Here is a 22,695-nt window from a genome sequence, read left to right as displayed (position 1 = left end):
AATTCCGCGCGCCTACCGGCGTCCCCGAATGCCCTTTTTCAGAAAACCTTCGTAACTGCGCTGGATCATGTGGGACTCCATCTGGGCCGTGGTGTCGATGGCCACGCCGACAACAATCAGCAACGCCGTGCCGCCGAAATAGAACGGCACGTTGAACTGCGAAATCAATATGGTGGGCAGCACGCACACTGCCGCTACATAGGTGGCACCGCCCAGGGTGATCCGGGTCAGCACCCGGTCGATATAATCGGCGGTCCGTTTTCCCGGCCGAATGCCTGGAATGTAGCCGCCCTGTTTTTTCATATTTTCCGCGACGTCATCCGGTTTAAAGGTGACCGCCGTGTAAAAATAACAGAAGAAAAAAATCAGGGCCACGAAAAAAACATTGTAAATCCAGTGACCCGGCATCAGCACCGCAGACATGTCCTGAACAAACGGCACATCAACAAATCCTGCCATGGTGGCCGGGAACATCATGATCGACGACGCAAAAATAGGCGGAATAACGCCAGACGTGTTGATCTTCAGGGGCAGGTGGGTACTCTGGCCCCCATACATTCTCCGTCCCACCACCCGCTTGGCGTACTGGATCGGAATCCGGCGCTGGCCCTGCTCCATGAAAATAATGACGCCCACCACCGCCACCATGAACACCAGAAGGATGAGAACCCCGAAGATGCCCATGTCTCCGGTGGAGATCATGCGGGAAGTATTAATAATAGCCGCCGGCAGACGGGCCACGATGCCGGCAAAGATGATCAGCGAAATCCCGTTGCCGATCCCCTTTTCCGTGATCTGTTCGCCCAGCCACATGATAAAGGCGGTGCCCGCGGTCAGGGTGATGACGGTCATCAGGCGAAAAGACCAGCCCGGATCAATCACCGCGCCCATCTTCTCAATGCCCACGGCCATGAGAAAACCCTGAATGATACTCAGCACCACGGTACCGTACCGGGTGTACTGGGTGAGCTTCTTCCGGCCCTGCTCGCCCTCTTTCTTCAGCTGCTCCAGGTAAGGAACGGCCACGGTGAGCAGTTCCAGAATAATGGCCGCGCTGATGTAGGGCATGATGCCCAGGGCAAAGACCGAGAGCTGCTCCAGGGCGCCGCCGGAAAACATGTTGAACATACCCAGCATGCCGCCCTTGTGGGCCTCGAAAATGCGGGCCAGGGCCTCCCTGTCGATTCCCGGCGTGGGAATCATGACACCGATACGGTAAACCGCAAGCATGGACAGGGTGAACAGGATCCGTCGCTTGAGCTCCGGAATCTTGAATATGTTCTGATAACCGCGTGCAAACATCAGGAGATCACCTCAATGGCGCCGCCGGCCGCTTCAATCTTTTCGCGGGCCGAGCGGCTGACATGGGATACCTTGACCGTGAGCGGATAGGCGATATCGCCCTTTCCCAGCAGCTTGATGCCGTCCACGCGTCCCTTTACCAGTCCTTTTGCCTTCAACGCCTCGCCGTCCACCACGCTGCCGCTTTCAAACCGGGCGAGATCGCGAATGTTGACCACGGCGATATCTTTGGCAAAAATATTAACAAACCCCCGCTTGGGCAGGCGCCGGTGCAGGGGCATCTGACCGCCCTCAAACCCCGGACGCACGCCACCGCCGGACCGGCTGTTATGGCCCTTGTTTCCTCTTCCTGCCGTGGTGCCGTTGCCGGACCCGGGGCCGCGCCCCAGGCGCTTTCTGGCCTTTGTGGACCCCGGCGCGGGAGATAAATTACTCAGATCCATCAGCACTCTCCTCTACGCGCAATAAATGCGACACCTTTCGAATCATTCCCTGGACCGTCGGCGTGTCCTGCAGACAGACCGTTCGATTCACCTTGGTCAGCCCCATGGCCCGCAGCACCTTCCGGTGCTTTTCCGGCCGCCCGATCATGCTTTTGGCCAATGTCACTTTGATAGAACCAGACATATCAACATCCTTTTCTACAGCTCTTCCACCGGTATACCCCGCCGGGCTGCGATCTGATCACGGGTCTGCAACTGCTGCAACCCCCGAATGGTGGCCTTAACTACGTTGTGCGAATTGTGGGTTCCCATGCACTTGGTTAAAATATCCGTCACACCGGCGGCCTCCAGCACGGCACGCACGGCACCGCCGGCAATCAGGCCGGTTCCTCTTGCGGCAGGCTTGAGCATGACACGTCCGGCGCCGAATCTTCCGATAATCTTAAAGGGAATGGTGCCTTCCACCAGGGGAACGGAAACCATGTCCCGCTTGGCCTTCTCAGCGCCTTTGCGGATCGCCTCGGGAACCTCGTGGGCTTTTCCCAGGCCGCAGCCCACGTTGCCGTTTCCATCGCCTACCACCACAACGGCACTGAAACGGAACTTGCGCCCGCCCTTGACCACCTTCGACACCCGCCGAATGTGGACCACGTTATCGATAAACTGGCTCTCTTCCTTATTGGTCTCTTTAAACAACTGCCTGCCTCCTCATGCATCGCTGTTTGATATGCCGGCCCGGGCATCCGCCCTGTTTTCCACCGGCATGCACGAATTAAAAATTCAGGCCGCCTTCACGGGCCCCGTCGGAAACCGCCTTGACCCGCCCGTGATATACAAATCCGCCCCTGTCGAACACCACCGAGGAGATGCCTTTGTCCTTGGCGCGCCCGGCAATCAGTTTGCCCACGAACACCGCCACCTCGGACTTGTTCTTGCCCGACAGTTCCGTATTGTTCTTCACATCCGGTTCATTACTGGATGCGGTCACAAAGGTCACGCCCTTTGTGTCGTCGATCAGCTGCGCGTATATGTGCCGCGCGCTTCTGAATATGCTCAACCGCGGCCGCTCCGGGGTACCCGCAATCTTTTTCCGGATTCTGGCCTTTCTTTTTAACCGCAACTCCTGTTTTTTGTTTGCAGCACCCATCTTTCATCCTCTACATTCTATTTAGTCTTGCCGGCCTTGCGCTGAATATGCTCATCGGTGTACTTGATGCCCCGCCCCTTGTAGGGCTCCGGCGGTCGCAACTTGCGAATGGACGCCGCCGTCTGTCCCAGCAGCTCCTTGTCGATAGAAGCAAGGGTCAGCACGTTCTTTTCCACCTTGGCGGTAACGCCGTCGGGAAGCTCAAAATTGATCGGATGGGAATATCCGATGTTCAACACCACCGTCTGGCCGTTGAGCTCCACCCGGTAGCCGATGCCGTTAATCTCCAGGCTGCGGGAGAACCCGGTGCTGACGCCCTGAACCATATTGTTGACCAGGGAACGGTAGAGGCCCTGCAGCGCCAGAACCTTTCTGTTCTCGCTGCCCGCCACTACGTGAATGTGATCCTCTTTGATCTCCAGGTCCACATCGCCCTGCACGGTCCGCGACAGGACTCCCTTGTCGCTGGACACGGTAATACACCTGTCGGTGTATGACACCTTTACCTTATCCGGAACCTGAATCGGTTTTTTTCCTATTCGCGCCATCCACTACACCCCTTGTTTACCAGACATTGCAGAGGACTTCGCCTCCCACGTTTTCCTTTATGGCCTGTTTGTCCGTCATCACCCCCCGGGAGGTGGACAGAATGGAAATGCCCAGGCCGTTGAGTACCGGTGCCATATCCTTGTTTTTCGTGTAAACCCGGCGCCCGGATTTACTGACGCGCTCGATGCCGTAAATGGCATGGGTGTTGTGCTTGTCGTATTTCAAGTAAACGCGCAGCACCCCCTGCAGATCGTCGTCGATCACTTTGTAGTTCTTGACATACCCGCTGGCCTTGAGAATATCCGCTATACGGGTCTTCAGTTTTGAATTGGGCATGTCGACGCTGGCATGCTTTGCTTTTCCGGCATTGCGTATCCGGGTCAGCATATCCGCAATCGGGTCGGTCACTTTCATGTTATCTTCTCCGTCCTTCGTTTTCTTTCTGACGGCAGGCGATCTGCCGTATTCACGCCGGATGCGCCGGCGACTACCAACTCGACTTGGTCACTCCCGGGAGCTTGCCCATGGAGGCCATGGACCGGAAGCAGATACGGCAGATGCCGAATTTTCTGATAAAGGCCCTGGGCCGACCGCATATGGGACACCGGTTGTACTTTCTTGCGCTGAACTTAGGCTCCCTGCTTGCTTTTACGACCAACGATGTTCTTGCCAAAATAGCCTCCTTGAAAATTCCATCCGGCGACGTATCCGCGCCGGCGCATACCTTCTTTGCCTAATTCTTGAACGGCATTCCCATCAGCCGCAGCAGTTCACGGGCCTCGTCATCTTTCTGCACCGATGTCACGATGGTAATGTTGAGTCCCTTTATCTTATCGATCTTGTCATACTCAATCTCGGGAAAGATAATCTGTTCCCGCACACCCAGGGTGTAGTTGCCCTGCCCGTCAAAAGCCTGGCCCGAAATTCCCCTGAAATCACGCACCCGGGGAAGCGCGATGTTCACCAGCTTGTTGAAAAAATCGTACATCCGTTCATGGCGAAGGGTGACCATGCAGCCCACGGGCATGCCCTGCCGCAGCTTGAAGGCGGCAATAGACTTTCTCGCCCGCCGGATCACCGGCTGCTGGCCGGAGATGAGCTTGAGCTCCTCCACGGCCGAATCGATGATCTTGATGTTGCTGATGGCCTCTCCCAGCCCCATGTTCAGCACGATCTTCTCGAGCTTGGGAATCTGCATCACATTTTTATATCCAAAGGTTTCCTGAAGCTTTGGTACCACCTCTGTGGTATAAAATTCCTTAAAAGACGACATTGTTTTTCTCCGCGGCGCCGGACAGCCCGTTAATCAATGAGTTCTTTGCACTTGCCGCACATGCGTACCTTGCGGCCATCTTCCAGCTCTTTCATCTTGATCCGCACAGGCGTTACGCACTTGCCGCACATCAGCATCACGTTGGAACGATCGATGGGGGCCTCTCTTTCAATGATACCACCCTGCCGATTGCTGACATTGGGCCGCGTATGGCGCTTGATCATGTTGATGTTCTCCACCACCAGCCGGTTCTTTTCCCGGTTGACGGAAAGCACTTTTCCGATCTTGCCCTTGTCCTTGCCGGCAACGACCTTGACCTTATCGTTCTTCTTGATATTCACTTTTTCTTTCTGCATGGGGTCCCTCTTCGCCAGAACAACCTTTTTTACAGCACTTCCGGTGCCAGGGAAACAATCTTCATGAACCGTTTGGCCCGAAGCTCCCTTGCCACCGGACCGAAAATACGGGTTCCCAGGGGCTCATTGTTGCCGGAGATCAGCACCGCTGAATTTTCATCAAAACGGATATAGGAGCCATCAGGCCGCTTGATCTCTTTTTTGGTGCGCACAATGACGGCCTTGAGCACATCGCCCTTTTTCACCTTCGAGTTGGGAATCGCCTCCTTGACAGAGACCACAATCACGTCTCCCACCGTGGCGTATCTTCGCCGGGAGCCGCCCAACACCTTGATACAATAGACAATTTTAGCGCCTGAGTTGTCGGCCACCTTCAGTCGTGTCTCGGTCTGGATCATCTTCGTGTCCTTCTATGTAAATTAAACAGCCTTTTCCACAACATTGACGACGCGCCAGTGCTTTGTCCGGCTGAGGGGCCGGGACTCCGTGATGATCACCTTGTCGCCCACGGCGCACTGGTTCTGCTCGTCATGGGCCGCGAACTTGGCTGTCCGGCGTACGTACTTCTTGTACTCCTGGTGCTTGACCAGCCGCTCCACCGCGACGATAACCGTCTTGTCCATCTTGTCGCTGACGACGGTCCCCTCAAACTGTCTCTTCAATCCTCTTGTCTTCATGGCGTAACTGTTCTCTTCCTCGTTGATCCGGGACTACCGGTTATAGGCGCTTAACACCGTCTTGACCCTGGCAATATCCTTCTTGGTCTTCTCCAACATGCTGGTGTTGTCCAGCTGGCCGGTTTCGTGCCGAAACCGCAGGTTGAAGTAGGCGGCCTTCAATTCGACAAGCTTCTGTTTTGCCTCGTCGGCACTCAATGCCTTGATTTCATCTGGTTTCATCAAGCCGTCTCCCTTTTTACAAACTTGGTCTTCACGGGAAGCTTGTGGGCGGCCAGGCGAAAGGCCTCGCGGGCCAGTTCATCGGGCACCCCGTCCATCTCGTAAAGGATCCGGCCCGGCCGAATCACCGCGGCCCATCCTTCAGGCGCGCCCTTGCCCTTGCCCATTCGCACTTCAGCGGGCTTCTTGGTAAACGGCTTGTCCGGGAAAATCCGTATCCAGGTCTTTCCCGCACGTTTGATATACCGGGTCATGGCGATACGAGCCGCCTCAATCTGCCGGGCGGTAATCATGCCGCACTCGGTGGCCTGCAGGCCGAATTCACCGAAACTCAAGGTGCTTCCGGCAAGGCGGGTCCCCGTTCTTCTTCCCCGCTGTTGTTTTCTGAATTTAACTTTCTTTGGACTCAGCATAATTCATTGCTCCGCGACTGCCTGTCAGTTCTTCTTTCGTTCATCCTTGAGCACTTCGCCCTTGAAAATAAACACCTTGACGCCAATACGGCCATAGGTGGTACTGGCCTCTACAAACCCGTAATCCACATCGGCCCGCAGGGTGTGAAGCGGCACCCGGCCTTCCCGGTACCACTCCCGGCGGGCCATTTCAGCGCCGCCCAGGCGGCCGGAGCAGATGATCTTGATGCCCTTGACGCCGAACCGCATGGCCGAAGAGACCCCGCGTTTCATGGCGCGCCGGAAGGCCACACGCCGTTCCAGTTGACCGGCAACGTTTTCGGCCACCAGCTGGGCCACGGTTTCGGGTTTTTTTACTTCCTGAATGTCGATGGCCAGATCCTTGCCGGCAACGACCTTCTGGCGGATTTCGTTTTTCAGCTGTTCGATCTCATTGCCCTTCTTCCCGATGACGATACCGGGCCGTGCGGCAAATATACGCAGACGAATGCGGTTCAACGACCGTTCGATCTCCACCTTGGCGATACCGGCATGGTGAAGCTTCTTCTTCACGAATTCGCGCAGTTTGAAATCTTCAAGAATAAAATCCGCATATTCCTTGTCGGCGTACCAGCGTGACTGCCAGGTTTTGACAATGCCCAGCCGCAACCCCTCAGGATTTACTTTCTGACCCAATACCGTTTCCTCCTCTTAGTTTTTGGCTGCTTTTTCAGCCAGAACAACCGTGATATGGCTTGTCCGTTTCAATATTCGGGTGGCTCTTCCCCGTGCCCTGGGCCGAAAACGCTTCAGTGTAGGCCCCTGGTCCACAAGCACGTTGAGAATGACCAGGCCGTCCACATCCATATTCTTTTCTTCGGCATTGGCCACGGCGGAGCGAAGCGCCTTCTCGACCAGTCCGGCACCCTTGTTGGGCATGAACCTGAGCGTGTTGAGCCCCTTTTCGACAGACTTCCCCTTGATGCCGTCCACCAGCATGCGAACCTTCTGGGGACCGATCCGTAAATATCTTGCTGTTGCGCTTACCTGCTCCATCTCAACCATTCCTTAACTGTTTAGTCACCGCCACTTCAGTTTCCGGCGTTTCTTTCCTACCTGACCTTGCTCTTTTTCGAACCGGCATGGCCATAAAAGGTACGGGTAGGAGAAAACTCGCCAAGCTTGTGGCCTACCATGTTTTCCGTCACGAACACGGGAATGAACTTTTTCCCGTTATGCACCGCAAAGGTCAGCCCCACCATCTCAGGGGTAACGGTAGACCGCCGGGACCAGGTCTTGATGATATGACTGCTCTTGGTGTTGCGGGCAATCACGATCTTATTTTCAAGCTTTTCATCTACAAACGGCCCTTTTTTCAACGACCTTGGCATCTTGTCCTTCTCCTTGCTCCGCTAGACGTTATTCGTGTCCGTCGCGTTATTTTGATCGTCTCTTGACAATAAACTGATCGGTTCTCTTGTTGTTGCGTGTCCTGACACCCTTGGACTGCTGGCCCCAGGGAGAACAGGGATGACGGCCGCCCGAGGACTTGCCTTCACCACCACCCATGGGATGATCCACGGGGTTCATGGCCACGCCGCGAACACGGGGCCGCTTGCCCAGCCACCGGTTTCTGCCGGCCTTGCCGATGGAAACATCGTCGTGTTCCACATTTCCCACCCGGCCGATGGTGGCCTTGCAGGTGGCCAGCACTTTGCGCATCTCGCTGGAGGGGAGCCGCAGCAGCACATAGCGGGCCTCCTTTGCCATCACCTTTGCATAGCCGCCGGCGCTGCGGACGATCTGCCCGCCCTTGCCCAGCCGCAGTTCGATATTGTGCACTTCCGTGCCCAGGGGAATGCTGGCCAGGGGCATGGCATTGCCGGGCTTGATTTCCGAAGCCTGGCCGCTCATCACAGTGTCGCCCACCTTCAGGTTCACCGGCGCCAGAATATAGCGTTTCTCACCATCAGCGTAAAAAAGCAGGGCAATCCGGGCCGACCGGTTGGGGTCATACTCGATGGCCGCCACCTTTGCGGGAATGTCATCCTTGTTGCGCTTGAAGTCGATGACCCGATAGTGCCGCTTGTGGCCGCCGCCCCGATGCCGGCAGGTGATCCGTCCATTGACATTCCGCCCACCGGTTTTCCGCAACGGTTCGATGAGACCCTTTTCGGACGGCCGGTCGGCGGTTATCTCTTCAAATGTAGAATATTCCTGGAACCTGCGCCCGGGAGAAGTCGGTTTTACTTTTCTGATACCCATTGTCTGCCTCCGCTATACACCCTCAAAAAAATCGATACGTTCCCCCGGCATCAGGGTCACTACCGCTTTTTTCCAATCTTTCCGCTTGCCGATATTCCGGCCCATGCGTTTTTTCTTTCCCTTTACGGTGGCGGTATTGACGGCGGCCACCTTGGCGTTGAACACCTGCTCCACCGCGCGCTTAATCTCCACCCGGTTGGCCCGCCGGTCGACCTCAAAGGTCACCTGGTTGGCCGTCTCCTTCTGAAGGGTCGTCTTCTCGGTGGTCACCGGACGCCGGATTAAATCATGATAAACCATTACAAAAGCCTCCCCTCTATCATCTTGATCGCCGCCTCGGGCAGAACGAGATTCTTGTATTTAAGAATGTCGTAAACATTCAGCCCCTCGCATTTGAGCACCTTTACCTTCGGCACGTTGCGGGCCGACTTTTCAAGGGTCTCACTGCCGTCGGAGATGACCAGGGCGTTGGCGGCACCCAGCGCATTGATGGCACCGACAAAGTCCTTTGTCTTGATCCTGTCGAACCGGAACTGGTCCACAACGGTCAGGGTGTTGTCCCGCAGCTTGCTGGTCAGTGCCATTTTCAGCGCCAGTTTCCTGACTTTCTTGGGCACACTGTAATCAAAGGAGCGGGGATGGGGACCGAAAACAACGCCCCCGCCTTTCAGCAGCGGCGACTTGACATCGCCCCGCCGGGCACGGCCCGTGCCCTTCTGGCGAAAAAGTTTGGCCCGGCTGCCCGCCACATCGGACCGCCCCTTGGTGGAAGCGGTTCCCGAACGCCTGCGCGCCAGCTGCATTTTTACCACCTCGTGCAGAACGCTCGACTTGACCTCCACATCGAAGATGCTGTCGGGAAGTTCTGCCTGAGAAACCGTTTCCCCGTTCATATTTTTTATATCTACAACCGCCATAATATCCTCGTCCACCGCTTGTTAAGCGACACAAAACGCCGCCTGCCAATCAGGCGTTGATTTTCCGAATCTCCACCAGTCCGTTGTTGCTGCCGGGAACCGCGCCCTTGATCAGGATCAGGTTGGTTTCCGGTTGAATATCAAATATTTTCAAATTTTTGGTCGTAATGCGTGTATTGCCGTAACGGCCGGGCAGCTTCCTGCCCTTGAATACCTTACTGGGCCAGGCGCTGGTGCCGATGGAACCGGGTACCCTGTGGCTGTGGCAGCCGTGGGTATCCTTGCCGCCGGCAAATCCGTGCCGTTTTACAACACCGGCAAAACCACGCCCCTTCATCAGTCCGGCCACATGCACCTTCTCTCCGGCTGAAAACAGTTCGGCGTTGATCACCTGGCCCAGGGTATACGCGGAAGGATCGTCCACCGCCATTTCCCTGACGTAGGCAAACCCCACACCGCCGCTCTTTTTGAAATGGCCGGCCAGCGGCTTGTTGATCTTGCTGGCCTTTTTTTCCAAAAACCCCAGCTGAAGGGCGCTGTAGCCGTCGGTTTCAACAGTCTTGATCTGGGTCACCACGCAGGGGCCGGCTTCAATCACCGTAACCGGGACATACTCTCCCTGGTCGGAAAAGACCCCTGTCATTCCTATCTTTCGTCCAATAATTCCTCTGCACATGGCCGTCTGTTTCCTTACACTGCCCTTGCTACAATTTGATGGCGACATCCACACCCGGAGACAGGTCAAGCTTCATCAACGCGTCCACCGTCTGTTGAGTCGGTTCAATAATATCCAGCAGCCGCTTATGGGTCCGCATTTCAAACTGCTCCCGGGACTTCTTGTCCACGTGGGGCGACCGCAGCACGCAGAACTTGTTGATCCGCGTGGGAAGGGGGATGGGTCCCACGATCCGGGCCCCGGTTTTCCGGGCCGTATCAACGATGTCCAGTGCCGACTGGTCCAGCAGCTTATGATCGTACGCCTTGAGCTTAATCCTGATCTTGGTATTCATAGCCTGTTTTTACTTCCCATGCAGCCCAACGGCTGGCTAGTCGTTATTCGATAATTTCACTGACAACGCCGGCGCCCACGGTACGCCCGCCCTCACGGACGGCAAACCGCAGTTCCTTTTCCATGGCGATGGGGGTGATCAGCTCACCGGTAATCGTCACGTTGTCGCCCGGCATCACCATCTCCACGTTCTCCGGCAGGCTCAGAATGCCCGTCACGTCCGTTGTACGAAAATAAAACTGCGGACGGTACCCGGTGAAAAACGGCGTATGACGCCCGCCTTCCTCTTTGCTCAGAATGTATACCTCGGCCTTGAACTTGGTGTGCGGCGTAATGCTCTTGGGCGCCGCCACTACCTGGCCCCGCTCCACTTCGTCGCGCTTGGTGCCCCGCAGCAGCAGGCCCACGTTATCGCCGGCGCGGCCTTCGTCCAGAAGCTTCCGGAACATCTCAACGCCCGTGCACACCGTCTTGGCCGTATCCCGAATACCCACCAGCTCGATCTCTTCACCCACCTTCACGATACCGCGCTCGATACGGCCCGTCACCACCGTGCCACGGCCGGAAATGCTGAACACGTCCTCAATGGGCATCAGGAAGGGCTTGTCCGTATCCCGCTCCGGAACCGGAATGTAAGAGTCCAGGGCCGCCAGCAGCTCAAATATGCACTTGGCCTCGTCGCTGGCCGGATCGTCGCTCTCCAGGGCCTTCAACGCGCTGCCCCGAATGATCGGGGTGTCGTCCCCCGGAAAATCATACTTATCCAGAAGCTCCCGAAGCTCCAGCTCCACCAGCTCGATCAGCTCCTCGTCGTCCACCATGTCGCACTTGTTCAAAAACACCACGATCTTGGGCACACCCACCTGACGCGCCAGCAGAATGTGCTCACGGGTCTGGGGCATGGGACCGTCGTCCGCGCCCACCACCAGGATCGCCCCGTCCATCTGGGCCGCGCCGGTGATCATGTTCTTAATGTAGTCCGCGTGGCCCGGGCAGTCCACATGCGCGTAATGTCGCGTATCCGACTCGTACTCCACGTGGGCCGTCGCAATGGTGATACCGCGCTCGCGCTCTTCCGGCGCCTTGTCGATCTTGTCAAACGCCACGTACTCGCCCCAGCCCTTCAGGCTGCAGTGCTTCGTGATCGCCGCGGTCAGCGTCGTCTTGCCGTGGTCGATATGGCCGATCGTACCTACGTTTACATGCGGCTTTTTTCGCTCAAACTTTGCCTTTGCCATAATGCTGCCCCCTTTTTACATGCACTCGCTGATTATAAAATGTTTAATATTTGTAATGACATATATGAAAATCTTTCGCCCCCGGCGTCTACCACCGATAGTGGGCAAAAGCCTTGTTCGCCTCCGCCATCTTATGGGTGTCTTCCCGTTTCTTGACCGAAGCGCCCCGCTGCCCGGCCGCATCCATCAGCTCACCGGCCAGTTTCACGTCCATTCCCTTTTCGGCCCGGCTCCGGGCATAGCCGATCATCCACCGGATGGCCAGGGCCAACCGCCGGGCTTCCCGGATCTCAGTGGGCACCTGATAGGTGGAACCACCCACGCGCCTGGACTTGACCTCAAGCTTGGGCTTGACATTGGCCAGGGCCTCTTCAAACACCTCCAGCGGCGCCTTGCCCGTCTTCTCGTTGATAATGTCAAACGCCTTGTAGAGTATGGACTCCGCCGTGCTTTTCTTGCCGTCGCGCATCAGCTTGTGAATAAACATGGATACCAGCTTGCTGTTGTACCGTGCATCCGGCAACACCGGTCGTACCGGGACTTCTCTTTTTCTAGGCATACCTTACACCATTGTCCTGTTTATATATGTTCGATCCGCATGGCGCCCCGCCGGGCCCCCTTATTTGGGTCTCTTTGTGCCGTACTTGGACCGGCCCTGCTTCCTGTCACTGACGCCCAGGGTGTCCAGGGTACCCCGTACGATGTGGTACCGAACGCCCGGAAGGTCCTTTACGCGGCCGCCGCGAACCAGCACCACCGAGTGCTCCTGAAGGTTGTGGCCGATACCCGGGATATAGGCAGTGACCTCAATACCGGTGGTCAACCGCACCCTGGCCACTTTACGCAAAGCCGAGTTCGGCTTCTTCGGCGTGGTGGTATACACCCGCACGCATACCCCCCGCTTCTGGGGAGCCCCCTTCAGTGCCGGGGTGGTTGTCTTCTTGGTTGCCCGCTTTCTTCCGTTGCGTACCAGCTGATTAATCGTAGGCATGTTTCCTGTTTCAACTCCCTTTTTTTGCAAACGCTCGGTTTAATGATTGCAAATCCGATAAAACAAAGAACGTTATAATTATTTTTTCGCTCTGTCAAGCATTTTGTCTGTGTTTAACACGATTTTTCGCACCGGCCGCCCTACTTTTCCGCGGCCTTTCGATACTCCACAAACCCGGTACCCGCCGGAATCAGGCGGCCCATGATGACGTTCTCCTTAAGCCCCCTCAGATAATCGGTCTTTCCGGCAATACTGGCATCGGTAAGGACCTTGGTGGTCTCCTGGAAAGAAGCCGCGGAGATAAAGCTCTCCGTGGCCAGAGACGCCTTGGTGATACCCAGAATCAGGGGCTCGCCCACGGCGGGCTTTCCGCCATTGGCTATCACCTCCCGGTTGGTATCTTCAAACCGCTGCCGGTCCACCTGCTCGTCATCAATGAATTCCGTGTCGCCGATCTCCTTGATCTTAACCCGCCGCATCATCTGGCGAACAATGACCTCAATATGCTTGTCGTTGATGGTGACGCCCTGGAGCCGGTACACCTCCTGCACCTCGTCCACCAGGTAACGGGCCAGGGCCACGTCACCCCGGATGTTCATGACGTCCTGGGGATTGGCCGACCCGGCCACGATCTCTTCACCGGCCCGAATATAGTCGCCGTCGTACACATTGATGTGCTTGCCCCGGGGAATCAGGTATTCCCTGGGTTCGCCGCCGTCCACCGGGGCCACGGTCACCTTCTGCTTGCCCTTCTTGGTGGTGGCCTTGGCAATGGAGATATACCCGTTGATCTCGCTCAGAATGGCCGCCTCCTTGGGCTTGCGCACTTCAAAGAGCTCGGCCACCCGGGGCAGACCACCGGTAATGTCCTTGGTCTTGGTGGTGGCCCGGGGCAGCTTGGCGATCACGTCGCCGGCCCGAATGGTGTCGTTTTCCTCCACCAGCAGGACCGCGCCCACGGGCAGGGGATACCGGGCCTTACTCTTTCCGTCAGGCAGCGTGGCGGTCTTGTTCTCGTCGTCCTTGATGGAGATACGGGGCCGCACGTCATGGGTCCGGCTCTCATCAATAATGGTCTGGCTCGACTTGCCGGTCACCGGGTCCACCATCTCCTGCATGGTCTTGCCCTTAACGATGTCGCCGAACTTCACCGTGCCGGCCACTTCCGCCACGATTGGCGTGGTAAAGGGGTCCCAGGCGGCCAGCACGTCACCGGCCTGGATATCCTGGCCGTCCTTCACAACTATGGTAGCGCCGTAAATGACCGGGCACTTTTCCACTTCCCGGCCCGCCTTGTTGACGATGGTGAATTCACCACCCCGGCGGTTCATGACCACCAGCTTCTTCTCGGCGTTTTCCACCAGCTTTAAATCCCCCAGCCGGACAAAGCCGTCCACCCGGGCCCGAATTTCAGCCCGCTCCACCTTCCGGCTGGCGGTACCGCCGATGTGGAAGGTTCTCATGGTGAGCTGGGTGCCGGGCTCGCCGATGGACTGGGCCGCCAGAATGCCGACGGCCTGGCCGTGTTCCACCAGCTTGCCGTGGGCAAAATCCCGGCCATAGCACTTGGCGCAGATGCCGGTTTCACTCTTACATGTCAGCACCGAACGGATCCAGATCTTGGTGAGGCCCGAATTTTCAATAACGGAAAGATGCCGCTCGGAGATCTCCTCACCGCCCCTGACAATCACTTCGTCGGTAAAGGGGTCGCGGATATCCTCCAGGGCGATGCGGCCGATGACCCGGTCCACCAGGCGTTCGATGATCTCGCCGCCCTCCACCAGGGCCTCCACCTCCACGCCCATCATGGCGCCGCAGTCATCCTCGGTGATGATGCAGTCCTGGGCCACGTCGGCCAGCCGGCGGGTAAGGTACCCGGAGTTGGCTGTCTTTAAGGCCGTGTCCGCCAGGCCTTTCCGCGCGCCGTGGGTGGAGATAAAGTACTGAAGCACGCTGAGGCCTTCCCGGAAGTTGGCCACGATGGGGGTTTCGATAATCTCACCGGAAGGTTTGGCCATCAGACCGCGCATGCCGGCCAGCTGCCGCATCTGGTCCTTGCTGCCCCGGGCCCCGGAGTCGGCCATCATAAAGACCGGGTTAAAGCGCCCGGTAGGCGTTCCGGCGTCGGTCCGCATGGCCTCCATCATCTCGTTGGCGATGTCGTCGGTGGCCTTGGACCAGATATCCACGACCTTGTTGTATTTCTCACCCTGGGTAATCAGGCCCTCCTTGTACTGGTTGGCGATCTCCTCGACCTTCTTTTCAGCGGCCTTGATAATGTCCCACTTTTTTTCCGGCACCACCATGGCGTCGATGGAGATGGAAAGCCCGCCCAGGGTTGAATACTTGTAACCGATGTCCTTGAGCCGGTCGGCCAGAATCACCGTGGATTTCAGGCCGGTGTTTCGATAGGCCCCGTCCACCAGTTCCCGAATGGCCTTTTTGCCCAGGGGCCGGTTGACCATCTCAAAGGGAATCTCGCTCCGGTAGCCGGCCAGTTTGAACAGGCGATAGCCATCGCTGATTCCAATGATATCGCTGCATTCACCTTCCTTCAGGGAGAACAGGTAATCGGCGTCCGCCTCGGAAAGACCGAACTCCGTGATCATGTCCTCTTTTTTCATGGCCCGCTCGTAGTCCACGCCGCTTTCATCGCCATGTTTCTTCTGCATGTCCACAAAGGACGCCCCCCGTTTGATCTCTGCCAGTACACTGTTGGCCTCTTTCTTGGCCGAAAAGTGAATGGTCTTGAACACCGGCACGATCTGCTGGGGAATCACCTCCCACACCAGGACACGGCCCACCGAGGTGTCATAAAGCTTACCGTTGATACGAACGGAGATGGCGGCATGAAGACCCACGGTCCCTGAATCAAAGGCCGCCACCACCTCTTCGGGGCCGGAAAACACGACGCCCTCTCCCTTGGTTCCCTCAATGGTCTTGGTCATGTAATAGGTACCCAGCACGATGTCCTGGGTGGGAACGATGATGGGGCTGCCGTTGGCCGGGGAGAGAATATTGTTGGTGGCCAGCATCAACACCCGGGCCTCGATCTGGGCTTCCACGGAGAGTGGAATGTGAACGGCCATCTGGTCGCCGTCGAAGTCCGCGTTAAAGGCCGTACAGACCAGGGGATGCAGCTGAATGGCCTTGCCCTCGATGAGTACCGGCTCAAAGGCCTGAATGCCCAGCCGGTGAAGGGTAGGGGCCCGGTTGAGCATCACCGGATACTCCTTGACCACCTCTTCCAGGGTGTCCCACACCTCCGGGACCTCCCGCTCCACCATCTTCTTGGCGCTCTTGACGGTGGATACATAGCCTTTCTGCTCCAGGCGATAATAGATAAACGGCTTGAACAGCTCCAGGGCCATCTGCTTGGGAAGGCCGCACTGGTGCAACCGCAGGTTGGGGCCGATGGTAATGACCGTACGTCCGGAATAGTCAACCCGCTTGCCCAGCAGGTTCTGCCGGAACCGGCCCTGCTTGCCTTTCAGGGTATCGGTGAGCGACTTTAAGGGCCGCTTGTTGCTGCCGGTGACGGCCCGGCCGTGGCGGCCGTTGTCGAACAGCACATCCACCGCTTCCTGCAGCATGCGCTTTTCGTTTCGAATGATGATGTCCGGGGCCTTGAGCTCCATGAGTCGCTTGAGCCGGTTGTTCCGGTTGATCACGCGGCGGTAGAGGTCGTTCAGGTCCGAAGTGGCAAACCGTCCGCCCTCCAGGGGCACCAGGGGCCGCAGGTCCGGCGGCAGCACCGGCACCACCTCGATAATCATCCATGAGGGGGAGACCCCGGACTTGGCAAACGCGTCAACGATCCGCAGCCGCTTGGCCAGTTTTTTCCGCTTGGCCTCCACCGAAGTGGCTTTCAGGTCTTCCCGCAGCTGCGTGCTGAGCACCTCCAGGTCCACCTTGTCCAGCAGGGCCTTGATGGCTTCCGCGCCGATGGCGGCCTCAAAGTCCGAACCATACTTGGCCCGGGCCTCCTGGTAGGCCTCCTCGGACAGCAGCTGCATGGGGGAGAGGTCCGTGTTTTTGGGGTCGATGACGATATAGCTGTCAAAATAGAGCACCCGCTCCAGCTCTTTTAAGGTCAGGTCCAACACGTTGCCGATCTTGCTGGGCAGACTCTTGAGAAACCATATGTGAGAAACCGGAGACGCCAGCTTGATGTGGGCCATGCGCTCCCGCCGTACCTTGGACTGGATCACCTCCACCCCGCATTTTTCGCAGGTGACGCCCCGGTGCTTCATGCGCTTATACTTGCCACAGTTGCACTCAAAGTCCTTGGTCGGGCCGAAAATCTTGGCGCAGAAGAGCCCGTCCCGCTCGGGCCGAAAGGTCCGATAGTTGATGGTTTCGGGCTTGGTGATCTCGCCGAAGGACCATTGCAGAATCTGCTCCGACGAGGCCAGGGCGATTTTAACACCTGAAAAACGCCGGGGGTTTATCGGTTTTGCAAAAAAATCGTATACAGTTTCCAATCGTTACTCCTTATCTTGCTGTTCAATAAGGGTTACATCCAGCCCAAGCGCCTTCATCTCCTTGGTCAGAACCTTGAAAGACTCGGGAATCCCCGGGTCCAGGACGTTCTGGCCCTTGACGATCTTCTCGTACATGCGGGTCCGGCCGGCGATGTCGTCGGACTTGACCGTAAGGAACTCCTGCAGCGCGTACGCCGCGCCATAGGCCTCCATGGCCCACACTTCCATTTCGCCCAGACGCTGGCCGCCGAACTGGGCCTTGCCGCCCAGGGGCTGCTGGGTGACCAGTGAATAGGGGCCGATAGACCGGGCGTGCAGCTTGTCGTCCACCAGATGGTGGAGCTTGAGCATGTACATGGTGCCCACGGTGATCCGCTCGTCAAAAGGCTGGCCGGTACGGCCGTCGTAAAGGATCGCCTGTCCGGTCTCGTCTGCGCCGCCCTCCTTGAGCAGGGCCTTGATCTCCGCCTCCTTGGCACCGTCAAAAACCGGAGTCTCCATGTGAACACCGTCTTTGTATTCAGACGCGAACTCGCAGAGACGGGCCGAACTCATGGCCTCGATCTCGGCGGCCGGTATCTCCTTATTGAAAACGGCGGACAGCTTTTTCTTTAAGTCCTTGTATTTCTTTTCTTCCAGCATCGTGCTGATCTGATCGCCAAGGACCCTGGCCGCCCGGCCCAGATGAATCTCCAGAATCTGTCCAACGTTCATACGGGACGGCACACCCAGAGGGTTTAACACCATGTCCACCGTGGTTCCGTCTTCAAAGTAGGGCAGGTCTTCCTGGGGCAGAATACGCGACACCACGCCCTTATTGCCGTGGCGTCCGGCCATCTTGTCACCTGTGGAGAGCACCCGTTTCATGGCCACGTACACCTTGACCATCTTGATCACGCCGGGGGGCAGCTCCTCGCCGGCACCGTAGCGGCTGATCCTGGCCTCGAACTCTTCCCGGCAGGCATCAACCTGGGTCCGATACCACTCAAATACCCGGTGGGCCTGCTCCGTGACACTGTCGGAGGTCACGGCGAGCTTTTCAAACTGGGAGGTGGGGACCTCGTCAAACAGGGCGGCCGTGATCTTGTCGCCCTTGGCAAGAATCGTCTTTTTGCCCTTCTTGACCGGCGTATCACACTTCTGTCCCGTCAGCAGGGCCTTGAGCCGTTCCCGGGTCACCTCTTCGATGACCGCAATCTCGTCGTCCCGGTTCTTCTCCAGCACACGGATCTCTTCTTCCTCGATCATGCGGGTGCGGGTGTCCTTTTCCACGCCCCGACGGGTGAAGACCTTGGCATCGATGACCGTGCCGCTGACGCCGGGGGGCACCCGAAGGGAGGTGTCTTTCACATTGCCGCCCTTTTCGCCGAAGATGGCGCGCAGCAGTTTCTCTTCCGGGGAGAGCTGCGTCTCGCCCTTGGGCGTTATTTTGCCCACCAGAACATCGCCGGGCTTGACCTCGGCGCCCAGGCGGACGATGCCGCTCTCATCCAGGTCCACCAGGCTCTCTTCGCCCACATTGGGAATGTCGCAGGTGATCTCTTCCTTGCCCAGCTTGGTGTCCCGGGCCACCACCTCGAACTCTTCAATGTGAATCGAGGTAAACACGCCGTCCCGCACCAGGGTTTCCCCCACCAGGATGGAATCTTCAAAGTTGTACCCGCCCCATGGCATGAAGGCCACGGTCACGTTCTTGCCCAGGGCCAGCTCGCCCTTTTCCGTGGCCGGGCCGTCAGCCAGCACGTCGCCGGGCGCCACCCGCTGCCCCTTCTTGACGATGGGCCGGTGGTTGAAACAGGTGTTCTGGTTGGAGCGAATGAACTTGGACAGGTTGTAGACGGTTACCGGTTTGGCTTCCGGGTCCTTGTCGTCGGTGTCGTGACGGACCACGATGCGGCCGGAGTCCACGTAAACGACCTCGCCGGGCCGGCGGGCCACCACGGCCACACCCGAATCCCGGGCCACCACCTTTTCCACACCCGTGCCCACCAGGGGCGCGCTGGTCCTGGCCAGGGGCACGGACTGTCGCTGCATGTTGGACCCCATCAGGGCCCGGTTGGCGTCGTCGTTTTCAAGAAAGGGGATCAGGGAGGCCGAGACGCTGACCAGCTGGTTGGGCGACACATCCATGAGCTCCACGTCACTGGCCTTGATCATGCTGAACTCGCCGGCCACCCGGGCAATGACCACCGGGTTGACATACCGGCCGTCCTTGCCGATGGGGGCGTTGGCCTGGGCAATGGGATGCTCCCCTTCTTCAAAGGCGGGCAGCATTTTAATCTCTTTGGAAACTTTGGTGTCTTTGACCACGCGGTACGGCGTCTCGATAAAACCATAGCCGTTGACACGCGCATAGGTGCTCAGCGAAACGATCAGGCCGATGTTGGGGCCTTCCGGCGTTTCAATGGGACAGATGCGGCCGTAATGGGAGGGATGCACGTCCCGGACCTCGAATCCGGCCCGTTCCCGGGTCAGGCCGCCGGGGCCCAGGGCGGAGAGCCGCCGCTTGTGGGTGGTCTCGGACAACGGGTTGGTCTGGTCCATGAACTGGGAGAGCTGGCTGGTACCGAAGAATTCCCGCACCACCGCGGAGACCGGCTTGGGATTGATCAGGTCGTGGGGCATGAGCGCGTCCACTTCCTGAAGGCTCATGCGCTCCTTGATGGCCCGCTCCATGCGCACCAGGCCGATGCGGTACTGGTTTTCCAGCAGCTCGCCCACGGCCCGCACCCGGCGGTTGCCCAGATGGTCGATGTCGTCCACCGGCCCCTGGGTGTTTTTCAGGTGAATCAGGGTTTTTACGGCCAGCAGCAGGTCTTCCCGCCGCAGGGTCCGCAGGCTCACCGGCGCGTTGGCGCCCAGCCGGTGGTTGAGTTTCAGCCGGCCCACGGCTGAAAGATCGTAGTAGTCAGGCTTGAAAAAAAGATGATCAATAAAATCCTGGGCCACTTCCGGCGTGGCCGGGTTGCCCGGTCGAATACGCCGGTAGATATCGATCAGGGCCTCTTCCTTGGTGTTCACCTTGTCCAGCAGCAGGGTTTTGACAATGGAATCGGTGCTGCCGGCGCCGTCGATAAACAGAATCTGGAGTTCCTCAATACCCAGCTCGCCGATGCGCTCAAACACCTCTTCGCTGATAAAATCACCGGCATCGGCCAGCATTTCGCCGGTAGAGGAATCGGCCAATGGCGCGGCCAGAACGGCTCCCACCACGTCTTCAGGGCGAATGGGCACCATGTCAATGCCCGCGGACTTCATGTTTTTCAACACGGTCTTGTTGAAGATCCGGCCCTTGTCCACGATCAGGTCGCCGGTTTCGGGATGCTTGATACGGACCGTGGCCCGCTGGCCGCGCAGCGAATCTTCACTGAAGGCTTTGAACACCTTCTTCTTGCGGACAAAAACGCGCTCCTTGGTGTAAAAATAATCAAGAATGTCCTTTACCGTGTAGCCCAGGGCCTTGAACAGGATGGTGCCCGGGAACTTTCGCCGCCGGTCGATGCGCATGTGGACGATGTCCTTGGGGTCGATCTCGATATCGATCCAGGACCCCCGCACCGGAATGATGCGGGAACTGTAGACCACCTTGCCGGAAGAGTGGGTCTTTCCCTGGTCGTGATCAAAGAAAATGCCCGACGACCGGTGCAGCTGGCTCACCACCACCCGCTCGGTACCGTTGATGATAAAGGTGCCGTTGTCCGTCATCAGCGGAATGGCGCCGAAATAGATCTCCTGTTCCTTGATGTCCCGAATGCTGGATGTCCCCGATGTCTCATCCATGTCATAGACCACCAGCCGGACCCGTATGCGCACGGGAATCTCGTAGGTCATGCCCCGCTGAATGCATTCAGCCACCGAATGTTTAACGCCGCCGAAGGAGTAGGAGACAAATTCGAGGGAGGCGCTTTTGGTAAAATCCTTGATGGGAAATACCGACTGAAAGATCGCCTGCAACCCGATCTTTTCACGCTTTTCCGGCGGAACCCCCTGCTGCAGGAATCGTCCGTAGGACTCTTTCTGCATACCGATCAGATCGGGAATTTCCACGATCTTGTCCAGCTTGCCGAATTGCTTTCTAATGCGCCTGTTCAACATAGATTCGCCTGACATGGCATCTCCGAAAAATGTTTTTTACGGGGTTCGGGGGTGAGGCCCAACCACACCGCATGCCTCGCATCATGCTTTTCCGAACTCCAGAATTGTCCTGCATGGCATGACAGCCGACCCACTTTCGTCATGAAATACGAAAATGGGTCGAGCCGCCTTACCGTCATCGGCCGATGAGCACCGATTATTTGATCTCCACCTGGGCGCCGGCGCCTTCCAGCTGGGCCTTGAGTTTTTCCGCTTCGTCCTTGGGAACCCCTTCCTTGACGGGCTTGGGGGCCTCTTCCACCAGGGCCTTGGCCTCTTTGAGGCCCAGACCGGTGATGGCCCGGACTTCCTTGATGACCTGAATCTTCTTGTCACCGGAGGTGAGCAGCACCACGTCAAACTCGGTCTTTTCTTCAGCAGCTCCGGCATCGCCGCCGGCAGGCATGCCGCCGGCCATCATGGCAACGGGCGCGGCCGCGGAAACGCCGAACTTCTCTTCCAGTTCGGTAATCAGTTCCGACAGCTCCAGTACGGTCATATTTGCGATAAAATCGATTACATCCTGCTTGGTAATGTCAGCCATTGATCCTTCCTCCAACTTGATAATATAGAAAAATTGATAAAATGTGTTTCACCGGTCTGTTTATGCGGCCTCTTTCTGTTCCTTGATGGCGGCCAGCGCATAAACAAGCTTGGCGGGAATACCGTTGAGCACCCTGACAAAAGACGTGGGCACCGCGTTCATCGTTCCGAGCAGCTTGGCCAGCAGCTCTTCGCGTGACGGCAGCTTGGAAAGCGCGGTAATCCTGTCGCGGTCCATCAGCTTGCCGGCCATGACGCCGGCCTTGACCGCCAGCTTGTCGTTGGTCTTGGCAAACTCGCACAGCACCTTGGCCACCGCCACCGGATCGTCATAGCCCAGGGCGACCGCCGTGGGACCCGTAAAATGGTCCTGAGCCGCGGCCATGTCCGTCTCCTGGACGGCCCGGCGCAGCAGGGTGTTTTTCACCACCCGGTATTCAACACCGACCTCCTTGAGCTTACGCCGCAGGTCATTAACCTGCTCCACGGTGAGGCCTTTGTAATCCGTTAGAATTAAAATGGCGGCCTTCTGAAAAGATCCGCGCAGTTCCTCTACCAGGGCTTGTTTCTGAGTAAGATTCAGCAAAGTGGAATACACCTCCTTTCTGTTTCCGAAAAAGACCGGAGGCGACACATTCAGCAGTAACTAAAAGTGTGGTCACTCTGTCTCGGCAGGCCGGTAAACCGGATTAAGCATGCACGGGCATGCGCCTGCGGTCTTTGACAGAAAATAATGCACGCCGTCTGAACGGT

At 57.6% G+C, this 22,695-nt stretch carries 29 protein-coding genes; all 29 read right to left on the bottom strand.

Annotation, left to right across the window (positions count from 1 at the left end):
- Positions 1-12: 12 nt before the first annotated feature.
- Positions 13-1,302: a preprotein translocase subunit SecY gene (secY, locus tag DOLE_RS03755; RefSeq protein ID WP_012174156.1), complete on the bottom strand. Its 1,290-nt coding sequence runs from the start codon at positions 1,300-1,302 to the stop codon at positions 13-15.
- The gene (gene rplO / locus DOLE_RS03750; protein WP_012174155.1) at positions 1,302-1,745 is read right to left on the bottom strand and encodes a 50S ribosomal protein L15; all 444 of its coding nucleotides are present in this window, start codon (positions 1,743-1,745) and stop codon (positions 1,302-1,304) included. The genes secY and rplO overlap by 1 nt, the downstream gene beginning before the upstream one ends.
- Positions 1,732-1,929, bottom strand: coding sequence for a 50S ribosomal protein L30 (gene rpmD / locus DOLE_RS03745; RefSeq protein WP_041280334.1), 198 nt, complete (start codon positions 1,927-1,929; stop codon positions 1,732-1,734). Before rpmD ends, rplO begins: the two co-directional genes overlap by 14 nt.
- Before the next feature lie 14 nt (positions 1,930-1,943).
- Complete coding sequence (gene rpsE / locus DOLE_RS03740; RefSeq protein ID WP_012174153.1) at positions 1,944-2,441, bottom strand: 30S ribosomal protein S5; 498 nt, start codon at positions 2,439-2,441, stop codon at positions 1,944-1,946.
- Between the two features lie 76 nt (positions 2,442-2,517).
- Positions 2,518-2,892 carry a 50S ribosomal protein L18 gene (gene rplR / locus DOLE_RS03735; protein ID WP_012174152.1) on the bottom strand — a complete coding sequence of 125 codons (375 nt, stop codon included), beginning with the start codon at positions 2,890-2,892 and terminating at the stop codon, positions 2,518-2,520.
- Between the two features lie 17 nt (positions 2,893-2,909).
- A complete protein-coding gene (gene rplF / locus DOLE_RS03730) occupies positions 2,910-3,440 on the bottom strand; it encodes a 50S ribosomal protein L6 (protein WP_012174151.1) in 531 nt (176 codons plus the stop codon).
- Positions 3,441-3,456: 16 nt separating this feature from the next.
- The gene (gene rpsH / locus DOLE_RS03725) at positions 3,457-3,855 is read right to left on the bottom strand and encodes a 30S ribosomal protein S8 (RefSeq protein WP_012174150.1); all 399 of its coding nucleotides are present in this window, start codon (positions 3,853-3,855) and stop codon (positions 3,457-3,459) included.
- A gap of 73 nt (positions 3,856-3,928) precedes the next feature.
- Positions 3,929-4,099: a type Z 30S ribosomal protein S14 gene (locus DOLE_RS17860; protein WP_456297504.1), complete on the bottom strand. Its 171-nt coding sequence runs from the start codon at positions 4,097-4,099 to the stop codon at positions 3,929-3,931.
- Positions 4,100-4,174: 75 nt separating this feature from the next.
- Positions 4,175-4,714 (bottom strand): 50S ribosomal protein L5, encoded by a 540-nt coding sequence (rplE, locus tag DOLE_RS03715; protein ID WP_012174148.1) that lies wholly within the window; start codon positions 4,712-4,714, stop codon positions 4,175-4,177.
- 29 nt (positions 4,715-4,743) lie between these two features.
- Positions 4,744-5,070, bottom strand: coding sequence for a 50S ribosomal protein L24 (rplX, locus tag DOLE_RS03710; protein ID WP_012174147.1), 327 nt, complete (start codon positions 5,068-5,070; stop codon positions 4,744-4,746).
- Positions 5,071-5,099: 29 nt separating this feature from the next.
- A complete protein-coding gene (gene rplN / locus DOLE_RS03705) occupies positions 5,100-5,468 on the bottom strand; it encodes a 50S ribosomal protein L14 (RefSeq protein WP_012174146.1) in 369 nt (122 codons plus the stop codon).
- A gap of 21 nt (positions 5,469-5,489) precedes the next feature.
- Complete coding sequence (gene rpsQ / locus DOLE_RS03700; protein WP_012174145.1) at positions 5,490-5,747, bottom strand: 30S ribosomal protein S17; 258 nt, start codon at positions 5,745-5,747, stop codon at positions 5,490-5,492.
- A 33-nt stretch (positions 5,748-5,780) separates the two neighbouring features.
- Complete coding sequence (rpmC, locus tag DOLE_RS03695; RefSeq protein WP_012174144.1) at positions 5,781-5,969, bottom strand: 50S ribosomal protein L29; 189 nt, start codon at positions 5,967-5,969, stop codon at positions 5,781-5,783.
- Positions 5,969-6,382, bottom strand: a complete 414-nt coding sequence (gene rplP, locus DOLE_RS03690) for a 50S ribosomal protein L16 (protein ID WP_012174143.1) — start codon at positions 6,380-6,382, stop codon at positions 5,969-5,971. The genes rpmC and rplP overlap by 1 nt, the downstream gene beginning before the upstream one ends.
- Before the next feature lie 24 nt (positions 6,383-6,406).
- On the bottom strand, positions 6,407-7,057 hold the full coding sequence (gene rpsC / locus DOLE_RS03685; protein WP_012174142.1) for a 30S ribosomal protein S3: 651 nt from the start codon (positions 7,055-7,057) through the stop codon (positions 6,407-6,409).
- 15 nt (positions 7,058-7,072) lie between these two features.
- Positions 7,073-7,417 carry a 50S ribosomal protein L22 gene (gene rplV, locus DOLE_RS03680; RefSeq protein WP_012174141.1) on the bottom strand — a complete coding sequence of 115 codons (345 nt, stop codon included), beginning with the start codon at positions 7,415-7,417 and terminating at the stop codon, positions 7,073-7,075.
- Positions 7,418-7,473: 56 nt separating this feature from the next.
- On the bottom strand, positions 7,474-7,752 hold the full coding sequence (gene rpsS / locus DOLE_RS03675) for a 30S ribosomal protein S19 (protein ID WP_012174140.1): 279 nt from the start codon (positions 7,750-7,752) through the stop codon (positions 7,474-7,476).
- A 46-nt stretch (positions 7,753-7,798) separates the two neighbouring features.
- The gene (gene rplB, locus DOLE_RS03670; RefSeq protein WP_012174139.1) at positions 7,799-8,626 is read right to left on the bottom strand and encodes a 50S ribosomal protein L2; all 828 of its coding nucleotides are present in this window, start codon (positions 8,624-8,626) and stop codon (positions 7,799-7,801) included.
- Positions 8,627-8,638: 12 nt separating this feature from the next.
- Positions 8,639-8,926 (bottom strand): 50S ribosomal protein L23, encoded by a 288-nt coding sequence (rplW, locus tag DOLE_RS03665; protein ID WP_012174138.1) that lies wholly within the window; start codon positions 8,924-8,926, stop codon positions 8,639-8,641.
- Positions 8,926-9,543, bottom strand: a complete 618-nt coding sequence (rplD, locus tag DOLE_RS03660; protein ID WP_012174137.1) for a 50S ribosomal protein L4 — start codon at positions 9,541-9,543, stop codon at positions 8,926-8,928. Before rplD ends, rplW begins: the two co-directional genes overlap by 1 nt.
- Before the next feature lie 49 nt (positions 9,544-9,592).
- Positions 9,593-10,219 (bottom strand): 50S ribosomal protein L3, encoded by a 627-nt coding sequence (gene rplC, locus DOLE_RS03655; RefSeq protein WP_012174136.1) that lies wholly within the window; start codon positions 10,217-10,219, stop codon positions 9,593-9,595.
- Between the two features lie 28 nt (positions 10,220-10,247).
- Positions 10,248-10,553 (bottom strand): 30S ribosomal protein S10, encoded by a 306-nt coding sequence (gene rpsJ / locus DOLE_RS03650; RefSeq protein WP_012174135.1) that lies wholly within the window; start codon positions 10,551-10,553, stop codon positions 10,248-10,250.
- Between the two features lie 43 nt (positions 10,554-10,596).
- On the bottom strand, positions 10,597-11,790 hold the full coding sequence (gene tuf / locus DOLE_RS03645) for an elongation factor Tu (RefSeq protein ID WP_012174124.1): 1,194 nt from the start codon (positions 11,788-11,790) through the stop codon (positions 10,597-10,599).
- Between the two features lie 88 nt (positions 11,791-11,878).
- Positions 11,879-12,349, bottom strand: coding sequence for a 30S ribosomal protein S7 (gene rpsG, locus DOLE_RS03640; protein ID WP_012174134.1), 471 nt, complete (start codon positions 12,347-12,349; stop codon positions 11,879-11,881).
- Positions 12,350-12,409: 60 nt separating this feature from the next.
- Positions 12,410-12,781 (bottom strand): 30S ribosomal protein S12, encoded by a 372-nt coding sequence (gene rpsL / locus DOLE_RS03635; protein ID WP_012174133.1) that lies wholly within the window; start codon positions 12,779-12,781, stop codon positions 12,410-12,412.
- A gap of 140 nt (positions 12,782-12,921) precedes the next feature.
- Positions 12,922-17,265 carry a DNA-directed RNA polymerase subunit beta' gene (gene rpoC, locus DOLE_RS03630; RefSeq protein WP_012174132.1) on the bottom strand — a complete coding sequence of 1,448 codons (4,344 nt, stop codon included), beginning with the start codon at positions 17,263-17,265 and terminating at the stop codon, positions 12,922-12,924.
- A gap of 3 nt (positions 17,266-17,268) precedes the next feature.
- Positions 17,269-21,375, bottom strand: coding sequence for a DNA-directed RNA polymerase subunit beta (gene rpoB / locus DOLE_RS03625; protein WP_012174131.1), 4,107 nt, complete (start codon positions 21,373-21,375; stop codon positions 17,269-17,271).
- A 181-nt stretch (positions 21,376-21,556) separates the two neighbouring features.
- On the bottom strand, positions 21,557-21,943 hold the full coding sequence (gene rplL, locus DOLE_RS03620; protein ID WP_012174130.1) for a 50S ribosomal protein L7/L12: 387 nt from the start codon (positions 21,941-21,943) through the stop codon (positions 21,557-21,559).
- A gap of 60 nt (positions 21,944-22,003) precedes the next feature.
- Positions 22,004-22,528: a 50S ribosomal protein L10 gene (rplJ, locus tag DOLE_RS03615; RefSeq protein WP_012174129.1), complete on the bottom strand. Its 525-nt coding sequence runs from the start codon at positions 22,526-22,528 to the stop codon at positions 22,004-22,006.
- Positions 22,529-22,695 lie beyond the last annotated feature (167 nt).

It is taken from the genome of Desulfosudis oleivorans Hxd3 (assembly GCF_000018405.1).
Lineage (GTDB): Bacteria > Desulfobacterota > Desulfobacteria > Desulfobacterales > Desulfosudaceae > Desulfosudis > Desulfosudis oleivorans.
This window is presented reverse-complemented; position numbering and strand designations above follow the sequence as displayed.

Bases quoted from the DNA above. Each gene is read 5' to 3' on its own strand.
- rpsH (WP_012174150.1), bottom strand. From the start codon at position 3,855: ATGAAAGTGACCGACCCGATTGCGGATATGCTGACCCGGATACGCAAT.
- rpsL (WP_012174133.1), bottom strand. From the start codon at position 12,781: ATGCCTACGATTAATCAGCTGGTACGCAACGGAAGAAAGCGGGCAACC.
- rpsQ (WP_012174145.1), bottom strand. From the start codon at position 5,747: ATGAAGACAAGAGGATTGAAGAGACAGTTTGAGGGGACCGTCGTCAGC.
- rpsS (WP_012174140.1), bottom strand. From the start codon at position 7,752: ATGCCAAGGTCGTTGAAAAAAGGGCCGTTTGTAGATGAAAAGCTTGAA.
- rplW (WP_012174138.1), bottom strand. From the start codon at position 8,926: ATGGTTTATCATGATTTAATCCGGCGTCCGGTGACCACCGAGAAGACG.
- rpmD (WP_041280334.1), bottom strand. From the start codon at position 1,929: ATGTCTGGTTCTATCAAAGTGACATTGGCCAAAAGCATGATCGGGCGG.
- rplF (WP_012174151.1), bottom strand. From the start codon at position 3,440: ATGGCGCGAATAGGAAAAAAACCGATTCAGGTTCCGGATAAGGTAAAG.
- rplP (WP_012174143.1), bottom strand. From the start codon at position 6,382: ATGCTGAGTCCAAAGAAAGTTAAATTCAGAAAACAACAGCGGGGAAGA.
- rplD (WP_012174137.1), bottom strand. From the start codon at position 9,543: ATGGCGGTTGTAGATATAAAAAATATGAACGGGGAAACGGTTTCTCAG.
- rpsJ (WP_012174135.1), bottom strand. From the start codon at position 10,553: ATGAATACCAAGATCAGGATTAAGCTCAAGGCGTACGATCATAAGCTG.
- rplE (WP_012174148.1), bottom strand. From the start codon at position 4,714: ATGTCGTCTTTTAAGGAATTTTATACCACAGAGGTGGTACCAAAGCTT.
- rplB (WP_012174139.1), bottom strand. From the start codon at position 8,626: ATGGGTATCAGAAAAGTAAAACCGACTTCTCCCGGGCGCAGGTTCCAG.
- rplL (WP_012174130.1), bottom strand. From the start codon at position 21,943: ATGGCTGACATTACCAAGCAGGATGTAATCGATTTTATCGCAAATATG.
- rplV (WP_012174141.1), bottom strand. From the start codon at position 7,417: ATGGAGCAGGTAAGCGCAACAGCAAGATATTTACGGATCGGTCCCCAG.
- rplX (WP_012174147.1), bottom strand. From the start codon at position 5,070: ATGCAGAAAGAAAAAGTGAATATCAAGAAGAACGATAAGGTCAAGGTC.
- rplC (WP_012174136.1), bottom strand. From the start codon at position 10,219: ATGTGCAGAGGAATTATTGGACGAAAGATAGGAATGACAGGGGTCTTT.
- rpmC (WP_012174144.1), bottom strand. From the start codon at position 5,969: ATGAAACCAGATGAAATCAAGGCATTGAGTGCCGACGAGGCAAAACAG.
- tuf (WP_012174124.1), bottom strand. From the start codon at position 11,790: ATGGCAAAGGCAAAGTTTGAGCGAAAAAAGCCGCATGTAAACGTAGGT.
- rplR (WP_012174152.1), bottom strand. From the start codon at position 2,892: ATGGGTGCTGCAAACAAAAAACAGGAGTTGCGGTTAAAAAGAAAGGCC.
- rpsG (WP_012174134.1), bottom strand. From the start codon at position 12,349: ATGCCTAGAAAAAGAGAAGTCCCGGTACGACCGGTGTTGCCGGATGCA.
- rplO (WP_012174155.1), bottom strand. From the start codon at position 1,745: ATGGATCTGAGTAATTTATCTCCCGCGCCGGGGTCCACAAAGGCCAGA.
- secY (WP_012174156.1), bottom strand. From the start codon at position 1,302: ATGTTTGCACGCGGTTATCAGAACATATTCAAGATTCCGGAGCTCAAG.
- rpoB (WP_012174131.1), bottom strand. From the start codon at position 21,375: ATGTCAGGCGAATCTATGTTGAACAGGCGCATTAGAAAGCAATTCGGC.
- rplN (WP_012174146.1), bottom strand. From the start codon at position 5,468: ATGATCCAGACCGAGACACGACTGAAGGTGGCCGACAACTCAGGCGCT.